This is a genomic window from Alkalicoccobacillus murimartini (assembly GCF_030813245.1).
Taxonomy (GTDB): domain Bacteria; phylum Bacillota; class Bacilli; order Bacillales; family Bacillaceae_D; genus Alkalicoccobacillus; species Alkalicoccobacillus murimartini.
Window position 1 is genome coordinate 42,012 of sequence record NZ_JAUSUA010000008.1, and the last position, 14,863, is coordinate 56,874.

General features: G+C 41.2%; 17 protein-coding genes. 8 read left to right on the forward strand and 9 right to left on the reverse strand.

Features of this window, described 5'->3' with window-relative positions; all coding sequences use genetic code 11:
- Positions 1-273 precede the first annotated feature (273 nt).
- Together J2S05_RS18990 and J2S05_RS18995 are read left to right on the forward strand one after the other, a co-directional pair.
- Entirely contained in the window at positions 274-816 is a 543-nt protein-coding gene (locus tag J2S05_RS18990; RefSeq protein WP_306985629.1) for a hypothetical protein, read from the forward strand.
- 35 nt (positions 817-851) lie between these two features.
- Positions 852-1,109, forward strand: coding sequence for a hypothetical protein (locus tag J2S05_RS18995; protein WP_306985631.1), 258 nt, complete (start codon positions 852-854; stop codon positions 1,107-1,109).
- Here J2S05_RS18995 and J2S05_RS19000 read toward each other — a convergent pair.
- Entirely contained in the window at positions 1,089-1,286 is a 198-nt protein-coding gene (locus tag J2S05_RS19000) for a hypothetical protein (RefSeq protein WP_306985633.1), read from the reverse strand. The genes J2S05_RS18995 and J2S05_RS19000 overlap by 21 nt on opposite strands.
- Positions 1,287-1,434: 148 nt before the next feature.
- On the opposite strand from J2S05_RS19000, the gene J2S05_RS19005 reads away from it, so the two are divergent.
- The gene (locus tag J2S05_RS19005; RefSeq protein ID WP_306985635.1) at positions 1,435-2,052 is read left to right on the forward strand and encodes an SdpI family protein; all 618 of its coding nucleotides are present in this window, start codon (positions 1,435-1,437) and stop codon (positions 2,050-2,052) included.
- Positions 2,053-2,091: 39 nt separating this feature from the next.
- On the opposite strand, the gene J2S05_RS19010 is transcribed toward J2S05_RS19005, so the two are convergent.
- The 6 genes from J2S05_RS19010 to J2S05_RS19035 all read right to left on the reverse strand — a co-directional run bounded on the left by J2S05_RS19010 (position 2,092) and on the right by J2S05_RS19035 (position 5,892).
- On the reverse strand, positions 2,092-2,571 hold the full coding sequence (locus J2S05_RS19010; protein WP_306985637.1) for a thioesterase family protein: 480 nt from the start codon (positions 2,569-2,571) through the stop codon (positions 2,092-2,094).
- Positions 2,568-3,527 carry a 3-hydroxyacyl-CoA dehydrogenase NAD-binding domain-containing protein gene (locus J2S05_RS19015; protein ID WP_306985640.1) on the reverse strand — a complete coding sequence of 320 codons (960 nt, stop codon included), beginning with the start codon at positions 3,525-3,527 and terminating at the stop codon, positions 2,568-2,570. Before J2S05_RS19015 ends, J2S05_RS19010 begins: the two co-directional genes overlap by 4 nt.
- A 16-nt stretch (positions 3,528-3,543) precedes the next feature.
- Positions 3,544-4,428 carry a beta-keto acid cleavage family enzyme gene (locus J2S05_RS19020; protein ID WP_306985643.1) on the reverse strand — a complete coding sequence of 295 codons (885 nt, stop codon included), beginning with the start codon at positions 4,426-4,428 and terminating at the stop codon, positions 3,544-3,546.
- A complete protein-coding gene (locus J2S05_RS19025; RefSeq protein ID WP_306985645.1) occupies positions 4,418-4,846 on the reverse strand; it encodes a hypothetical protein in 429 nt (142 codons plus the stop codon). The genes J2S05_RS19020 and J2S05_RS19025 overlap by 11 nt, the downstream gene beginning before the upstream one ends.
- 462 nt (positions 4,847-5,308) lie before the next feature.
- The gene (locus J2S05_RS19030; RefSeq protein ID WP_306985647.1) at positions 5,309-5,506 is read right to left on the reverse strand and encodes a hypothetical protein; all 198 of its coding nucleotides are present in this window, start codon (positions 5,504-5,506) and stop codon (positions 5,309-5,311) included.
- A 134-nt stretch (positions 5,507-5,640) separates the two neighbouring features.
- Positions 5,641-5,892, reverse strand: a complete 252-nt coding sequence (locus J2S05_RS19035) for a hypothetical protein (RefSeq protein WP_306985649.1) — start codon at positions 5,890-5,892, stop codon at positions 5,641-5,643.
- Between the two features lie 98 nt (positions 5,893-5,990).
- On the opposite strand from J2S05_RS19035, the gene J2S05_RS19040 reads away from it, so the two are divergent.
- Positions 5,991-6,686 (forward strand): hypothetical protein, encoded by a 696-nt coding sequence (locus J2S05_RS19040; protein ID WP_306985651.1) that lies wholly within the window; start codon positions 5,991-5,993, stop codon positions 6,684-6,686.
- Between the two features lie 48 nt (positions 6,687-6,734).
- Here the strand turns inward: J2S05_RS19040 and J2S05_RS19045 are convergent, their stop codons facing one another.
- Positions 6,735-9,383, reverse strand: a complete 2,649-nt coding sequence (locus tag J2S05_RS19045) for a cation-transporting P-type ATPase (RefSeq protein ID WP_306985653.1) — start codon at positions 9,381-9,383, stop codon at positions 6,735-6,737.
- A 357-nt stretch (positions 9,384-9,740) separates the two neighbouring features.
- Here J2S05_RS19045 and J2S05_RS19050 point away from each other — a divergent pair, with 357 nt between their 5' ends.
- The 4 genes from J2S05_RS19050 (at position 9,741) to J2S05_RS19065 (ending at position 14,432) form a co-directional block, all read left to right on the forward strand.
- Positions 9,741-11,249: an AbgT family transporter gene (locus tag J2S05_RS19050; protein WP_306985788.1), complete on the forward strand. Its 1,509-nt coding sequence runs from the start codon at positions 9,741-9,743 to the stop codon at positions 11,247-11,249.
- A 104-nt stretch (positions 11,250-11,353) separates the two neighbouring features.
- Positions 11,354-12,619, forward strand: coding sequence for a M20 family metallo-hydrolase (locus J2S05_RS19055; protein WP_306985655.1), 1,266 nt, complete (start codon positions 11,354-11,356; stop codon positions 12,617-12,619).
- The gene (locus J2S05_RS19060; protein ID WP_306985657.1) at positions 12,609-13,907 is read left to right on the forward strand and encodes a helix-turn-helix domain-containing protein; all 1,299 of its coding nucleotides are present in this window, start codon (positions 12,609-12,611) and stop codon (positions 13,905-13,907) included. Before J2S05_RS19055 ends, J2S05_RS19060 begins: the two co-directional genes overlap by 11 nt.
- A 135-nt stretch (positions 13,908-14,042) precedes the next feature.
- Complete coding sequence (locus tag J2S05_RS19065) at positions 14,043-14,432, forward strand: hypothetical protein (protein ID WP_306985659.1); 390 nt, start codon at positions 14,043-14,045, stop codon at positions 14,430-14,432.
- Here J2S05_RS19065 and J2S05_RS19070 read toward each other — a convergent pair.
- The gene (locus tag J2S05_RS19070; protein WP_306985660.1) at positions 14,425-14,847 is read right to left on the reverse strand and encodes a WapI family immunity protein; all 423 of its coding nucleotides are present in this window, start codon (positions 14,845-14,847) and stop codon (positions 14,425-14,427) included. The two genes, J2S05_RS19065 and J2S05_RS19070, sit on opposite strands and share 8 nt — an antisense overlap.
- Positions 14,848-14,863: the final 16 nt, after the last annotated feature.

A 14,863-nucleotide genomic window follows, 5' to 3' on the forward strand; every position in this document is an offset into this window, starting at 1 on the left:
AAAATACTTTTACATACGGCTACCTAGGTGTTGCCTGCTCGATGCAGTTACAATCCTAATCTATTATTTGAGGTAATTGTAAACGCTACAATTTTATTTGTCAAACCTTTTTGTGATGGTAAAATTATACTTGTTGAGGGCTTACACGGCAGGGTGGAAATAGGTTCAAATAAAGAAAAAATAATATATTAATTCAAACGATTCACCCACATCCCTATACATAAATCGCATGTTTGATATGATATATACAGACAAAACCAAAGGAGGGATAGCATGGATATCTTAATATGGGTGTCATACGGTTACCTCTTACTCCTTATTCACATTAGCTTCCATGAACTAGGTCACTATACAGTAGGAAGACTTTTTGTACATATTCCGAAAGAAAATTTGAAAATACGAATTTTTCATAATCCACCCCACGTGGCTTTAAGAGATCAAGATAACCAATGGCTCATACCTGGTGATAAAGAAGGTCACTACGTTCGAGCCTATTTCACCTATGATCCAGAGGGAAAGAAGTCCTTTTTATTCGTCATGGGTGGGTTTCTTCTACAAACGATTGTTTTACTCTGTCTTGCTTTTTTTATGTACGCTGTAATAGGAAGTACTGTACTCGCTAATTTTGTGATAGGTGGGTCCTTTGTTTTTAATCTTATTTATATTTTTGCGGATTTAATTATCTACATGTGGAAACGAATTCCGGTTGGAGATACGAGTGCCGCCTTTCAATTTGCGCCTATTAAAACGGTTTTATTTATCCTGGGTCTATTGCTAAGTTATGTTGGGATGTATTTGTATATTGGGTTTGCTTAACTCCATGGCATTACGAAATCCATGCTTTAAATGCCGTGTATTTAAAAGAACTTACTAGCTGGGTCAGGTTAGATGCGCGAGGGAATAAAGAAGAAATTGATTCACAGTTTTATACAGATAAAGAACCATTGGCTTTTCACGTACAAGAGGAATGTGGTGAAAAAGAGTATTCCATTATCTATCCAAGACCGCATCCTAAAACGTTAGCTGTATTAGAAAATCATACGAATGCTATTGAGATGTATAAGCATTATTTACCCGAGTCTTTATCATTAATCCTGTCTTTTAAATAAATTAAAGCCAGAATAAATAATTAGAGCGACACCAATGCCCATGTTCATATTCACTATTTCCGTCCCAAAAGCGAGAGCATAAACAAGATTTAAACAGATAATGCCTATACTCAATAGAAATAGAATAGAGAAGATTATTTTGTCTAATCGGAACTGTTTTCCTAATACATTTATCAATGAAGTCCCTCCTCTTACATTCATTTGAATCCACTTCATCCTGTATTTTAACTGTACCAGAAGCTTAATGCTATGGTTCAATGTATTTTATCAAAGTGAGGCTACATTTTTTTGCGTTCACGACAAAATTATAAAGGGAATATTGCCTATGAGTAGAAAGTGGTTGTCCGGTTCGATAACTTTTACTGCCTTTTTGATTAGTTTGTGGTTTTATTCAAATCTCCCGAATGAAGTACGTTTGCCTTTGATCGGATTTGTATCGAAGTGGATAGTGTTATTTTTTCTACCCTTCAGCCTAGCTGTGCTTTGTCTTTGGCGTCTAAATCGGTTAATGATTCTAATCATAACGGTTCTAGCATTAGTGCATTGGGTCCTTTTGTACCGCTCGATCTCTGGAGAGCTTGATCTTGATACAAATATTTTTCTATTTGTATCTTTCGGAATGGGTTTTCTTTATGTGTGGCTTGGCTACCTTTCTACTTTTGTAAAGCAAAACGCTGGATTTGGATTACGGGTGAGCTGGACGTTACGGAATGAGGAAGTTTGGCGAAGAGCCAATCTGTTTGCAGGAATAGGCTTCGTCTTTGTAGGTCTTTTAACGATCGCTGCAAGCCTCATTGTCACCATGCTTTATCGTTCTAGTTCCATAACAGAAATCGTGCTTCTCAGTTCCTTTGTTTTGATGGTGATTCATGTCGTTGTCTCCCTCATTTATACATATCACGTTTATCAAGAGGTTACTGGTGAAGGCAAAACGAAAAAATAGAAGCACCAACCACATCCATGGTTGGTGCTTCTATTTCATTCATTTCTTCCGTCGAATCCCCATCGGCTGATTTGCACCCTCTGGCCATTCTTCCTTCTCTAGCAACGGAAGCTTCGATATCTTCTCATGAACCGTTGTTGGGAATGGTGCTGGACGTCCTATGCTTTCATCCATACCCATGACCATTTGCTCGCTTGTAGCCACGGTGTTTCCTTCGCCTTCTTTCATCTCAAACCAAAGATGCATGCGTTTGGCATCGGCATCCAGGAGTTTGATGGCGACGTGTAGGGTTTGACTCTCATGTACTTCTGACACATATTTTAGATGAGCCTCTAGTGTGAATATGGTGTATGCCAGTTCGGCTCTACCTGCCTCGTCCAATCCGATGTGCTCCATGAGGGCATCGAGAGAGAGACTGAATACTTTTGCATAAGCGGCATCATTCATATGTCCATTGTAATCGACCCATTCTTTTTGGACGTTGCCTGTCCACACGTTTAGCTCACTCATGTTACTCATTTGCGCACCAACTTTTCAGAAGGCCAGAAGCCTTCTTCATCAAGGAGTCCCATTAATTTAATTAAGAAGCGATCTCTGCGCTCTTCTAGCTCTTGAATATTGCTGTCTCCACTTTGTGTGGCAGTGCCTTCAATGACCTTACCTCTTAATTCTTCCGTAAGTTCAGGAGCAACGAGTCTTGTCCATGGAAGCTTCAAAGCAGGTCCGAATTGTTCAAGCATATGCGCCATGCCTTTTTCTCCACCGGCCAAATGCAGCGTTAAGAAAGGCCCCATGAGAGCCCAACGAAGTCCTGGTCCGTATACTATCGCCGCATCCACTTCTTCTGTTGTGGCTACACCGTCATTGACGATATGAAGAGCCTCTCTCCATATGGCTTCCATTAGTCGATCACCGATATGACCATCGATTTCACCAGACATGACAAGTGGTTTCATCTTCATACCATCATAGATCTCACGCGCTTTTTCTAATACTGAGCGAACTGTCTTTTTGCCCCCCGCTAATTCAACTAGAGGGATCAGATAAACTGGGTTAAACGGATGCGCTACGATGATTCTCTCAGGATGATGGTGACAGTTTTCTTGCAGGACTGACGGCATATAACCCGATGTACTAGAGGCAATTATGGCCGTTGCTGGCGCATGCTCGTCTGCCAAAGAGAGCACTTGTTTCTTTAGCTCTTCTCGTTCAGGTACGTTTTCTTGAACAAGATCCGCGTCCTGCACTGCTTCTTCCAGCGTCTCGACAAACGTAACGTTATCCATTGAGGCGTTATCTGCCATGCCGTAGTCAGTTAAGCTATCCCACACCCCGGTCAAATACTCGATTGTCTTTTCTTCTGCACCGGGAGCTGGATCAAATGCGCGCACTTTATGCCCGTTAGCTAGGAATCGCGCAATCCACCCGTTTCCGATCACGCCGGTACCAATAACCGCCATTGTTTTTTGTGTCATAGTAGGAAACCTCTTTCTATTGATTAAACTTTTTAAGATTTAGTACTTCACGTGCTTCTTGAGGAGTCATTGGCTCAAGATCTACCTCTTTAAGAGCACCGACAGCCTTATCTACTAGCTGAGCATTGGTTCCAAGTACACCTTTTTCAAGATATAGGTTATCCTCTAGACCAACACGAACATTCCCGTCAAGCTTTGCGGCTTCAGTCACAATTGGTAGCTGCATCCGTCCAATACCAAACGCAGACCATGAAGCACCTTCTACGATTCGATTTCTCATATACTCGATCGTTTCAGCATCTGCTGCTGCACCCCAAGGAATACCTAAGCAGAATTGGTACATAGGATTCCCATCAATAAGTCCTTCATTAATTAACTGCTCTGCTAATCGAATTTGGCCCGTATCAAAGATCTCCAACTCAGGCTTCACTCCGCTTTGTTGAATTAGTTTCGCATGCTCACGTAACCAACCTGCTGGCCCAAGATAAATTTGGTCGCCGAAGTTTAAGCTCCCACAGTCCAATGTACAGATCTCAGGAAGTAAGGTTCCTACAGGTTCATGCCTCTCTGCAGGGGTCTGAATATCACTACCTTCTCCTGCTTGATACGGATTCTCTGAATCAGGTACGAAGTCTCCTCCACCACCTGCTGTGATATTAATAATGACGTCTGTTTCATGTTCTCGGATGCGTTCCACTACTTCACGAAACAACGCGAGATCGTGACTGACAATACCTGTCTTTGGATCACGGACATGAATATGTGCAATCGCTGCTCCTGCCTTTGCAGACTCAATAGCCGCCTCTGCTATTTCCTTTGGTGTGACTGGCACGTGCGAGCTTTTTGCGGTTGTATCTCCGGCCCCTGTGACCGCTGCTGTGATCATTCGTTTATTTTTCATTATGTTTACCCCCTGCGTCATTATCCAAATTTGTTTCTTTAAAAGGAACTACCTTTAACACTTCACCACTATCAAAAAAATCAACCAAACTCCAGACCCAATTGTAATAGGCAACACAATCATCTAGCTGTTGATTTAATGAATCGATTTTCTCCTGCACATCAGGAGTCGGTTCAGCATCAATTGACTGTTCCAGCCCCCTTATACGCTCACGTAACTCACGTTCGAGGGTCACATTTTTCTCTGCGACCTCTTTCCAACTAGTTGTAAAAAGAGAAAGAAAGGTTTGTACATCATGTTGCTTATGACCGCCTGACGAAAATTCAGATGTTTCCATACCATCTGACGTGCGATTAGCCATTTCTTTTTCTATCTGCTTTATTCTTTCCAAAACTTGCTCATTTGATTTCGAGTTCAAAAAGCATCTCCTCTCCACAAGAGCAATAGCTATTCCTTACCTTGACATTACATTGATCTAATTCAAATCTAGCTATTTAAGAGAGGAAATAGTCGTAACGCACAATAAAAAATCCATGCAGTTTGTAAAGTTATTATTGCACAGATTTTATCAAATTGCTCTCTATTTTTCAACTTTTATCATTTACAGAGCAATGATCTGAACCTAGACTTGATCCTTTTACCTCTGAGCGTGAAAGAATTCGAAACTATCTATCTGGACAGAAGCGATAGATTCCATTGATAAGAATGAAAATAGTATTTAAACAAATAACCCAAAAAGCTTGATGAACAAGCTTTTTGGGTTAAACTTTGTCGTCAGTAAATTTCAAATATATACTGATGAACAAAAAAAAGCCGAATTCCTATACATTAAGAAGATCCGGCTTTTCTGATATTTAATGAAGATTAAGAGTGTAATTCATTACTCACTTTTTTCATTTAATCGCCTACGAAATACAAAAGCTAAGACAGCGAGCACACCAAAAGCTCCTGCTGAAGAAACGGTAACTATCTTCCACACATTTCCTATTGGAGATTCAAATAACATTGGAATCGAGCTTATTAAAATGGCACCAGTTAAACCCATTCCTAAAATTGTGGCAGCCAAAATCTTGTTCATCTAATCACCTCTCCAAATACTTACAAGTAATTAAACTATTTTAACACTGTATTTAAAGCACCATCAACCTGAAAGTACAGCGATATCTTTAGTGGTATTAGTTTGCTCACTAATACTAGAGGTAGCAAATACTCTTACCCTTCACCCAACAACGGAAAAACCGACCTGACCTTTTCCGTTTCATTCACTAAATGCAGTTCATCTGCCTTGAAATCAAGCGCAAGTAGCTGCATGCCACGTTCAAATACAATGTGGTTTTCCTCAGAGTAAAATTCTTCATCAATCGTAAATTGAACGGTTGCAATGTCATCTTCAAATGAAGTGTCTACACGTTCAATTCCATTTGGGACAGCTGATCTTATATCAGTACTTCCATCTACATCCATAGCTATGACTGCTAAGGGACTTCATAAGAAGGACTTTTATATATTGTTATTGAATAAATAACCGTATAAAACGATAGCCATAAGTAGGGGTGAAATGAGTGAAAAAGGTGTCTGGTTTCATCGTCTTACTGGTTTTATGTACAGTCTATTCTTCAGCTATTGCAGCTGCTTCAAATCCTGACTTTGATGAAAAGGAATTACGGGATTATCTAGACGAGTTTTTCGGAGCTGATGATTATACTGAATATGGTTTTACCACGGAAGATCGTAATCAGCTGTCTTTTGGTGAGCCTGTTGCGATTTATAACCTCAATCCATCCTTTGCTTTTGGAGAAAGCGATACATTACTCCAGGAAGATATCGAAGAGTGGATCTCTATTATTTATGAGAACGAGATTCCGATAAATGGATTAAAACTTAGAGAGTATCCTGATGGGACATTAAACGTATCTGGCTTTGGCTATCCAATAACATTGGCTGCTGACGTTGCAGAACTTAATGAAAGTGAAGTACTCATGTATGAGTTTCCAACTGGATATTATTATGCGTTTAATCCTGAGAGTAACAGCCTTAGACTTCTAGAAGAAGAGGTTAGAGCGGCGCAACCGGATGATGAACTAGTTGAAGGGATATCCGTAGAAGAATTTCAGTTAATTTTAAAAGAAAGTAACGGACTTGGTGGAAGTGAACCCGCTCAACACCAATCGCAATCAATCGTGCTCTATTCTTCAGTTGGTATAGGGGTAGCGGTTTTGTTTTCTCTAATTCTTTGGAGAAAAAGGAGCGCATACTAAAATGGAACTAGACAACCTCGTCTAGTTCCATTTTTGTATTGATGACACTTAGCTCGCCACACGTCTCTTCAGAATGTTTTTAGTTAGTAGCTTCTCAATCTCTACAATGACAAAAACAATCAGCCCCATCAGTAAGGGAATCGTCCATTGTGTCAGTGCTAGTGGCGTCGTTTGGAACACCGTATTCATAAATGGAATGTACGTGAGTCCCAGCTGCAGCACAATGAGAATACCTGCAACTAAGAACACCGCTTTATTCTTAAAGAAATCCTTGTTGAAGGCAAAACCGAGTTCACTTCGGCAGTTAAACAAATAAAACAGTTGTGCCATCACAAACATTTGTAAGATAACTGTTTGCAGGTCACTGCCGCTGTAGCCTTGGTTTTGCATAAAGGTGTTCATCCACAACGTTCCGATACCGATCATGATGGAAACGTATGAGATTCTAAACAAATAATATTTTGACAGTAATGATGATTTAGGATCACGAGGCGGCCGGTCCATAGAGCCTTTTTCCAGATGTTCAAAGGCAAGTCCGAGGGAGACGGTAATGGCCACAACCATGTTCACCCATAGAATTTGAACGGGAGTAAGCGGCATCGTCATTCCTAAAAAGATACTTGCGATAATGAGAATACCTCCCGCACCATTTGTTGGCAGGATAAAGAGGATCGTTTTCTTTACATTATCATAGACCCTTCTACCTTCCTCCACCGCATGAACAATTGTTTGGAAGTTATCATCGGCCAAAACCATCTTCGCAGCATCCTTAGTTACCTCTGTTCCTTTAATACCCATCGCTACCCCAATGTCTGCACGCTTAAGAGCAGCGGCATCATTCACGCCATCTCCTGTCATCGCACAAATGTGACCTAGCTTCTGCAACGCTTTTACGAGGCGCAGCTTATTCTCTGGGCTGGTTCTTGCAAAGATATGGGTAGACTCTGCAGCTACCTCTAGCTCTTCGTCGGTCATTTTATCTAATTCGCGACCAGTTAATGCGCGTTTTCCATCACCAATGCCTAGTTGCTTCCCAATGGCTTTAGCCGTATCTGCATGGTCCCCGGTAATCATTTTTACTTGAATACCTGCTTTTGTACACGTCTTAACAGCTTGCATGGCTTCTTCCCTAGGTGGATCAATAATTCCTGCGATACCAAGGAAGTTCATGCCTTCATCTAGATCATGATGACCAATGGAATCCATCTCTGCAGAAACCTTTTTGAAGGCGGCACCAATGACCCGCTCTCCTTCTTTTGCTCGAAGGGACATCTGACCTTCCCAATAAGAAAGGTTGAAATCGGCTTGTGTGTTTTTCTGAACCATTTCAAAAACGCGGTCAGGAGCCCCTTTCACAAAGAGAAAACGTTCCTGATCTACTTCGGCGAGCACAGCCATGTACTTATACTCAGAATCAAATGGAATCTTAGATATGATTTTGTAGCTAGGTAGCTCCATATCAGACTTGCGGGCAAGTGTTAAAAAGCAGCCATCTGTCGGGTCGCCATCGATTGTCCAATGCCCTGCTTCATTCTGACGTAAATTGGCATCATTACATATCTGAACGCTGGCCAGGAAGCGCCTCAGCACTTCATCTGCATCTTCCGTACGCTGGTCACCTTTTAACGTAATGTCACCATCAGGAGCATAACCGGTGCCAGAAACATCATATTGCGCGGCTGTTGTCTCGACATTGGTCACCGTCATCTCATTTTTTGTCAGTGTTCCTGTTTTATCGGAGCAAATCACTGAAACTGAACCAAGTGTTTCGACAGACGGTAAACTACGAATAATGGCATTACGTTTCGCCATGCGTTGTACACCCACAGCAAGAATAATTGAGAGAACAGCCGGTAGTCCCTCTGGAATAGCAGCCACTGCTAACGCGATAACAGAAAGCAGTAGTTCGCCTGCTGGGAAGTCCCGGATAAAGTAACCGAATAAAAACATGAGGACTGCAACACCGACGACAAAGAGAGCGATTGTTTTTCCAAATGCACCAATCTGTCGTAACAATGGTGTCTGCATATCCTCTACATCTGTGATGGCTTGGTTTATCTTGCCGAGCTCTGTATCTGCCCCGATCGCTGTCACAATACCGACGCCACTACCCGCGGCGATCGATGTTCCTGAGAACACCATGTTAAGTCGATCATTTAAGACTGTATCTGGTTCAAGCACGTTCAGTTCTTTGTCTACAGCCGTTGATTCTCCAGTGAGTGCGGATTCTTCAACCCGTAAGTTATGAGCATCTACAAGCCTTAGATCAGCCGGTACCTTGTCGCCGGCACTCAAAATAACCACATCTCCAACAACCACTTCGGCTGCATCAACTTCCAGACGTTCATTATTTCTTCTCACATTTGCCGTTATACTAAGTAGCGCTTTGATCCCATTTAACGCTTTTTCCGCTTGATTCTCTTGGAAATAGCCAATAAACGCATTAATTATGGTTACGAGCAAGATAACGCTAGTATCTATGTAATGACCTAACAGAGCAGTAATTACAGCTGCCCCAAGTAGTACATAAATAAGGACATCATTAAAATGGCTTAGGAATTTCTTGATTTTGGATTCTGCTTGTTTCTCGGGAAGTTCATTGCGCCCGTCCTTTTCTAAACGCTGCTGTGCTTCCTCAGTGGTTAACCCTGACTCTTTATGCGTATTCAACGCTTCTTCCGTTTCATTCACATCCATGTTAAACCACTTTCTGTCCAGATCGCTCACCCCGTTTCACAGTTCAATCAGTTTCTATTATACACAGAGAAAAGTTTGATAATGCATTTATCCATACTCTTACTAAGATTTCTGATATTTAGATACATTTGCTTATCATCTCTAAGGTGTATTTCTAAAAACTGAATTTTTATAAGAACTATAATGCGAGAAGTTATGTCAGAAAATCTACTTATAAAATTTTAAATTATTAGATTTTTCAATTGGAAACCGCGATTAGTTATGCTACCTTTATTTAAAGAACAATTAAAGACATTTGCGGAAAAAGAGGTGTGTGATTTGAATAATAGTGAAGATACAAGAAAATCAACGTTTTTTATGAAGATATTGGACTGGATCGAAAAGATGGGAAACAAGCTCCCCCACCCTTTTATGCTTTTTGTCTATTTAGCACTAGCGGTCATCCTGATATCCTCCATCATAGGTTGGTTTGGTGTGAGCTTTGAGGACCCGCAATCTGGAGAAACGGTTGCTATTCGACCTTTGCTATCTGTATCTGGTCTAGAATATATACTTTCATCGATGCTTGATAATTTCACCGGCTTTGCGCCGCTTGGACTTGTCTTAGTTATGATGTTTGGAATTGGTCTAGCTCAAAAGGTAGGTTTAATGGAGACCTTTATGAAGAAAACCATCCTTCAGGCTCCAAAACGATTTGTCACATACGCAGTCATCGGCACTGGTATCCTTGGAAACCTGGCTTCAGATGCGGCATTTGTAATTATTCCTCCATTGGCTGCGATGGTCTTTTATGCGCTAGGCAGGCATCCACTTGTGGGAATTGCTGCTGGGTTTGCAGGTGTAGGTGCGGGCTTTACAGCGAATGTGATGATAACTGGAACAGATGCATTGCTCTCAGGAATCTCAACGGAGGTTGCCCAAACCGTTAATCCGGACATCACTGTTTCTCCCGTTGATAATTGGTATTTTATGCTGTTCTCTGTGTTAATGCTTATGATAATTGGGGCCTGGATCACAGAGCGTATTATTGAACCTAGATTAGGCACATATGACCCTAAGCTTGGAGATAGTTCCGTTACAACAGAAACAGTCGAGAAAATCACACCTGAAAAAAATAGAGCACTTAGAAATGCCGGAATATTCGGTCTGATCTATGCGGCTATAGCAGCTATTTTAATTGTCCCTAGCAACGGAATTTTAAGAGGAGAAGATGGTGGTGTTCTAAATTCACCTTTTCTTAGCAATATAATACCTATCATCTTATTCTTTTTCATAACCGTAGCCATTGCCTATGGTGTAACGGTAAAGGCTATCAAAAAGCCCGGTGATGTTCCAGACTTTATGGCCTCAGCGATGAAGGATATGGCCGGATATATTGTTCTAATCTTTGCAGCCTCACAGTTTATTTCTTATTTTGGATGGACCAATTTATCTTCCTTTCTGGCCGTGGCAGGAGCGGAAACTCTAATCTCTGCCGACTTTACAGGCTTACCCGTTCTTGTAGGATTTATTCTTTTAGCTGCCGTACTAAATCTGTTTATTTTCAGTGGCTCTGCGCAATGGGCATTAATGGCCCCTATCTTTATACCAATGTTTATGTATTTGGATTACAATCCTGCATTTGTACAGCTAGCATATAGAATTGCCGATTCATCAACTAATGTTATTACACCGTTAAATCCCTATGTTCCAATGGTTCTAGCATTAATGAAGCGATATGATTCTCGTTCAGGTTTTGGAACATTATTCTCGATTATGCTCCCTTACGCATTAATCTTTTTAGGAATTTGGATAGCCATTTTCATCATATGGACGTTAATTGGATTACCAATTGGTCCGGGAGTAGACATGTATTTAAACTCATAAACTTATAGGAATTATTGAGCAAAATAAAGGCTTTAGACCACTGTTAGAGCATGTCTAAAGCCTTTAAACACTTACTCAAATATAGAGAAACGGGGCGTTAATTTATGAAAGAATGGTTGTATCAACATTTACTTCAATTAAATACAACAGAAACGATGAATCAACTAGAGGGATTTACACGATTGGGCTATTCGCAGGATGAAGTAAAGGCTATGCAGGCATTTCAAAACATTGCTAAGTCTCTTAATATGACCACTGAGCGCGATGAGGCTGGAAACATTCATGCAGTATGGAACCCCGCAGGAAGTGACAAATCACCTTTAGCGTTTGTTTCACATCTCGACACAGTAACAAATGGAGGCGGATACGACGGATTGGCTGGTATTCTCTGTGGTCTGGGGGTAATCAAACGTCTACAGGACGAAAAGTTTAAGCCTGTAAGGCCAATTTCCATCATCTGTTTTGCTTCAGAAGAGTCTGATCGGTTTGGCGTTTCTACTCTTGGAAGTAAAGCGGTAGCGGGAAAAATTAAAAACGACCTAAAAGAATCTCTAGCCAGTTTAATAGATAAAAATGGAGTGTCGATCCGGGAAGCTGTAGAGTCGACAGGGCTAAGCTGGGATCATTTTGATCAAGCAGAGAAAAGCAAAACTAGCTATCACAGAGTCATAGAATTGCATATTGAACAAGGAACACAAATTGAAGTAGCCGGCAAAGAAGCGGCAGCTGTTCAGGCCATAGCTTGCCCAGTTCGTTTAATCGTAACAATTGATGGAAAAAGCGGTCACACCGGTACAACTCCTATGCATAATAGACAGGACGCTTTGCTAGCAGCTGCCCCCATTATTAGCTTCACTTCTGCTAAAGCAATTGAATTAGCAGATGAAGCAGGCGTTCCTTTAGTAGCAACCGTTAGCTCAATAGATTGTTCACCAAATGCCATAACTGTCATCCCTGGAAGGATAGAGCTAGGCATTGATATTAGAAGTGTAGATGATACATCAAAAGAAAAAATGGCACATGCCATTCGGGATGAACTGATCAGTGTAGAGCAGGAATTCGGTGTAACAACCAAGGTCCAAGAGCTAGTTAATAACCCCTCCGTTTTACTGGACACTGACGTTCACCAATCACTCCTGGAATCAATAGAAGAAGCAGGCTACCTTTCTTATTCTATGAACAGCGGCGCAGGACATGATATCATGAACATGGCATCAAAATGGCCTTCGGGTCTTATATTCATTCCATGCAGAGACGGAGTCAGTCATCACCCATCTGAACATGCAAGCATTGAGGATTTAGAAAAGGGAGTAACAATTATGACACATTACGCCAAAAAAGAAGCAGGCGGATCCAGCCTTGAAGATTAAGATCGGCACCGTAGGACCAGAGGATTCCGTGGAACTTCTAATGGAAGAAGTTAAAAAATATGAAGAATTTGAAGCGGTACCATTTTGCTATAAACAAACAAATGAACTAAAAGAGCTCATCAGCAAAGACCAAACCGAGATCGCATACTGGTTGTTTTCTGGTCAGGCGCCCTATGATGTAGCTGTCTCTAATCAATTAGTAGACAGTCGCAACGCAGTCTATCCTCCGTTATATGGGGCTAGTCTGCTTGGTCGTCTCGTCCAAGGTCAATATCAAGAAGGCAAGCTATTTCAATCTGTTAGCCTTGATACCATCCAAGAAAAAGAATTAGATGAAGTGAAACAGGCCTTTTTACCCCCAGAGCTCACTATTCACACGCTTTTCTATCCAGGGTATAAGCCTGCCGAAGAAATTATCGCGTTCCATAAAGAGCTCTACAAACAGAAGCAAATTGACGCAGCTTTTACCTGCATACGAGAAGTATACAGCGAGTTAAAAAAGCAAGGGATTCCTTGTTATCGAGTCACTCCGACCAAGCTATCTATTCAACAAGCATTAAAGTATATCAAGGAACGTGCGCAATCTCAGCTCTACAAAAAGGCGCAGATTGCGATCGTTGCGATTGAAATCCGAAACTATAACGAAAAAAAGGATACTAGCTCCTATTCAATGAAAAGAAAATACCAAGAGCTTGATCTAAAACGATGGCTTCTGCACTATGCCGAAAAGGTAGGCGGCTCTTACATGCAGATCGGCGATGGCACCTTCTTTATTTACACCACAAGAGGCGAACTCGAATGGCATGGGGACAAGCTATGGTTCCAGTTCATGAAAGACGCCGAAGCCCAAACCACCCTACAAACCAATGTTGTTGTAGGCTATGGCAGAACAGCCTTAGAAGCAGAGGGCAATGCACGAAGCGCCCTAAAAGAAGCCCAGGACAAAACCAACAGTGTCATCATCTACGTAGACGAAGACAAACGAAGAACCGAACATCAACCAAATGAACAATCCCTATCCTATGACACAAGGAGAATCGGCCAAGATGGCTCTACTGAAACGTCACTCAGCCCAGCCATCATCAATAAGGTCCAATCCCTTAGTCGACACTACGGCCAAGACCTCGTCACCGCCCAAGACATCTCCAATTGGCTTAATAGCTCCCTGCGCAACGCCAACCGCATCCTCGCCAAGCTAGAGGAAATGAACCTCGCCACCCAAACAGGCGGAGAGCAATCCGGGCAAAGGGGAAGGCCAAGGAGAGTGTATCGGTTGGAGATTCAATAAAACTGAGCAAGCGAAAAAAGCTAGAAGCGAACATGGCCTCTAGCTTTAATTATGTGTAAAGTTATTTTTCCTGAAGATGCATAGATAGATCTATAGCCTTATAATAAAAAACATCTTCTTAAAGAGGTGACACCATTGTTAAAAAGAAAATTAATTGCCGCTTTGATCACGTTTATACTGTCTACACTTTGTATTGCATTAATATCTCCTACACCTAATCTAATAGAGGACTTACGCGTTAGCGGATTAATTGTTTTATGGGGTGTTTTATTCTATCTGTTGCCGGTCACATTCTTGATTGAATGGATAACACGCAAAGCTAGTTTTGCTCGATTCGCGTTATCATTTTACTTGCATATCCTTTTCGGATTTCTAACTATTTTTTTCTTATTCTTTCTTTTTTTCTATTCGATGATTGTCTTTTTCATTTTCTTTCTAACAGATGAATTACTTCGGATACTAGATAAAAAGGGTCCACACAAACTAAGAACATTCATATTACGTCCTTTTAAACGACTTACTTAAGCTTTCCAAGCTGTTGCATGATCTCTTTTAATTGATCGATCGTTTTCGGCAAGTAGCTTTGATCTAATTGAAATTCGAAGTCTAATGTATTGGTCTCACTTGGTATGTCTTGAATATGCCCTTTCACATCCAGTTGTCCGAGTGAGTGTAGGGTCATTTCAATATAGATTGAGTCCTCACGATTTGAGAAAATGACCTTGCCCTTTAGCTTTTGATAGCCCTCAGTAAGCCCCTGGAATAGTTGATACAATTGATTGGTTGAAATCCAAACTTCTGCATCACGTACACTATACTTCCCACTTTGAATGGTTATTTCACTCTCAATCTCATCAAAATCATCTCCTATGTCTCTCTCATGAGGAGCAAAGCGCATCTCTATAAAGTATGGGCTATCGCCTATTTTAAATGTATGCATGTCTAATTCTGAACCT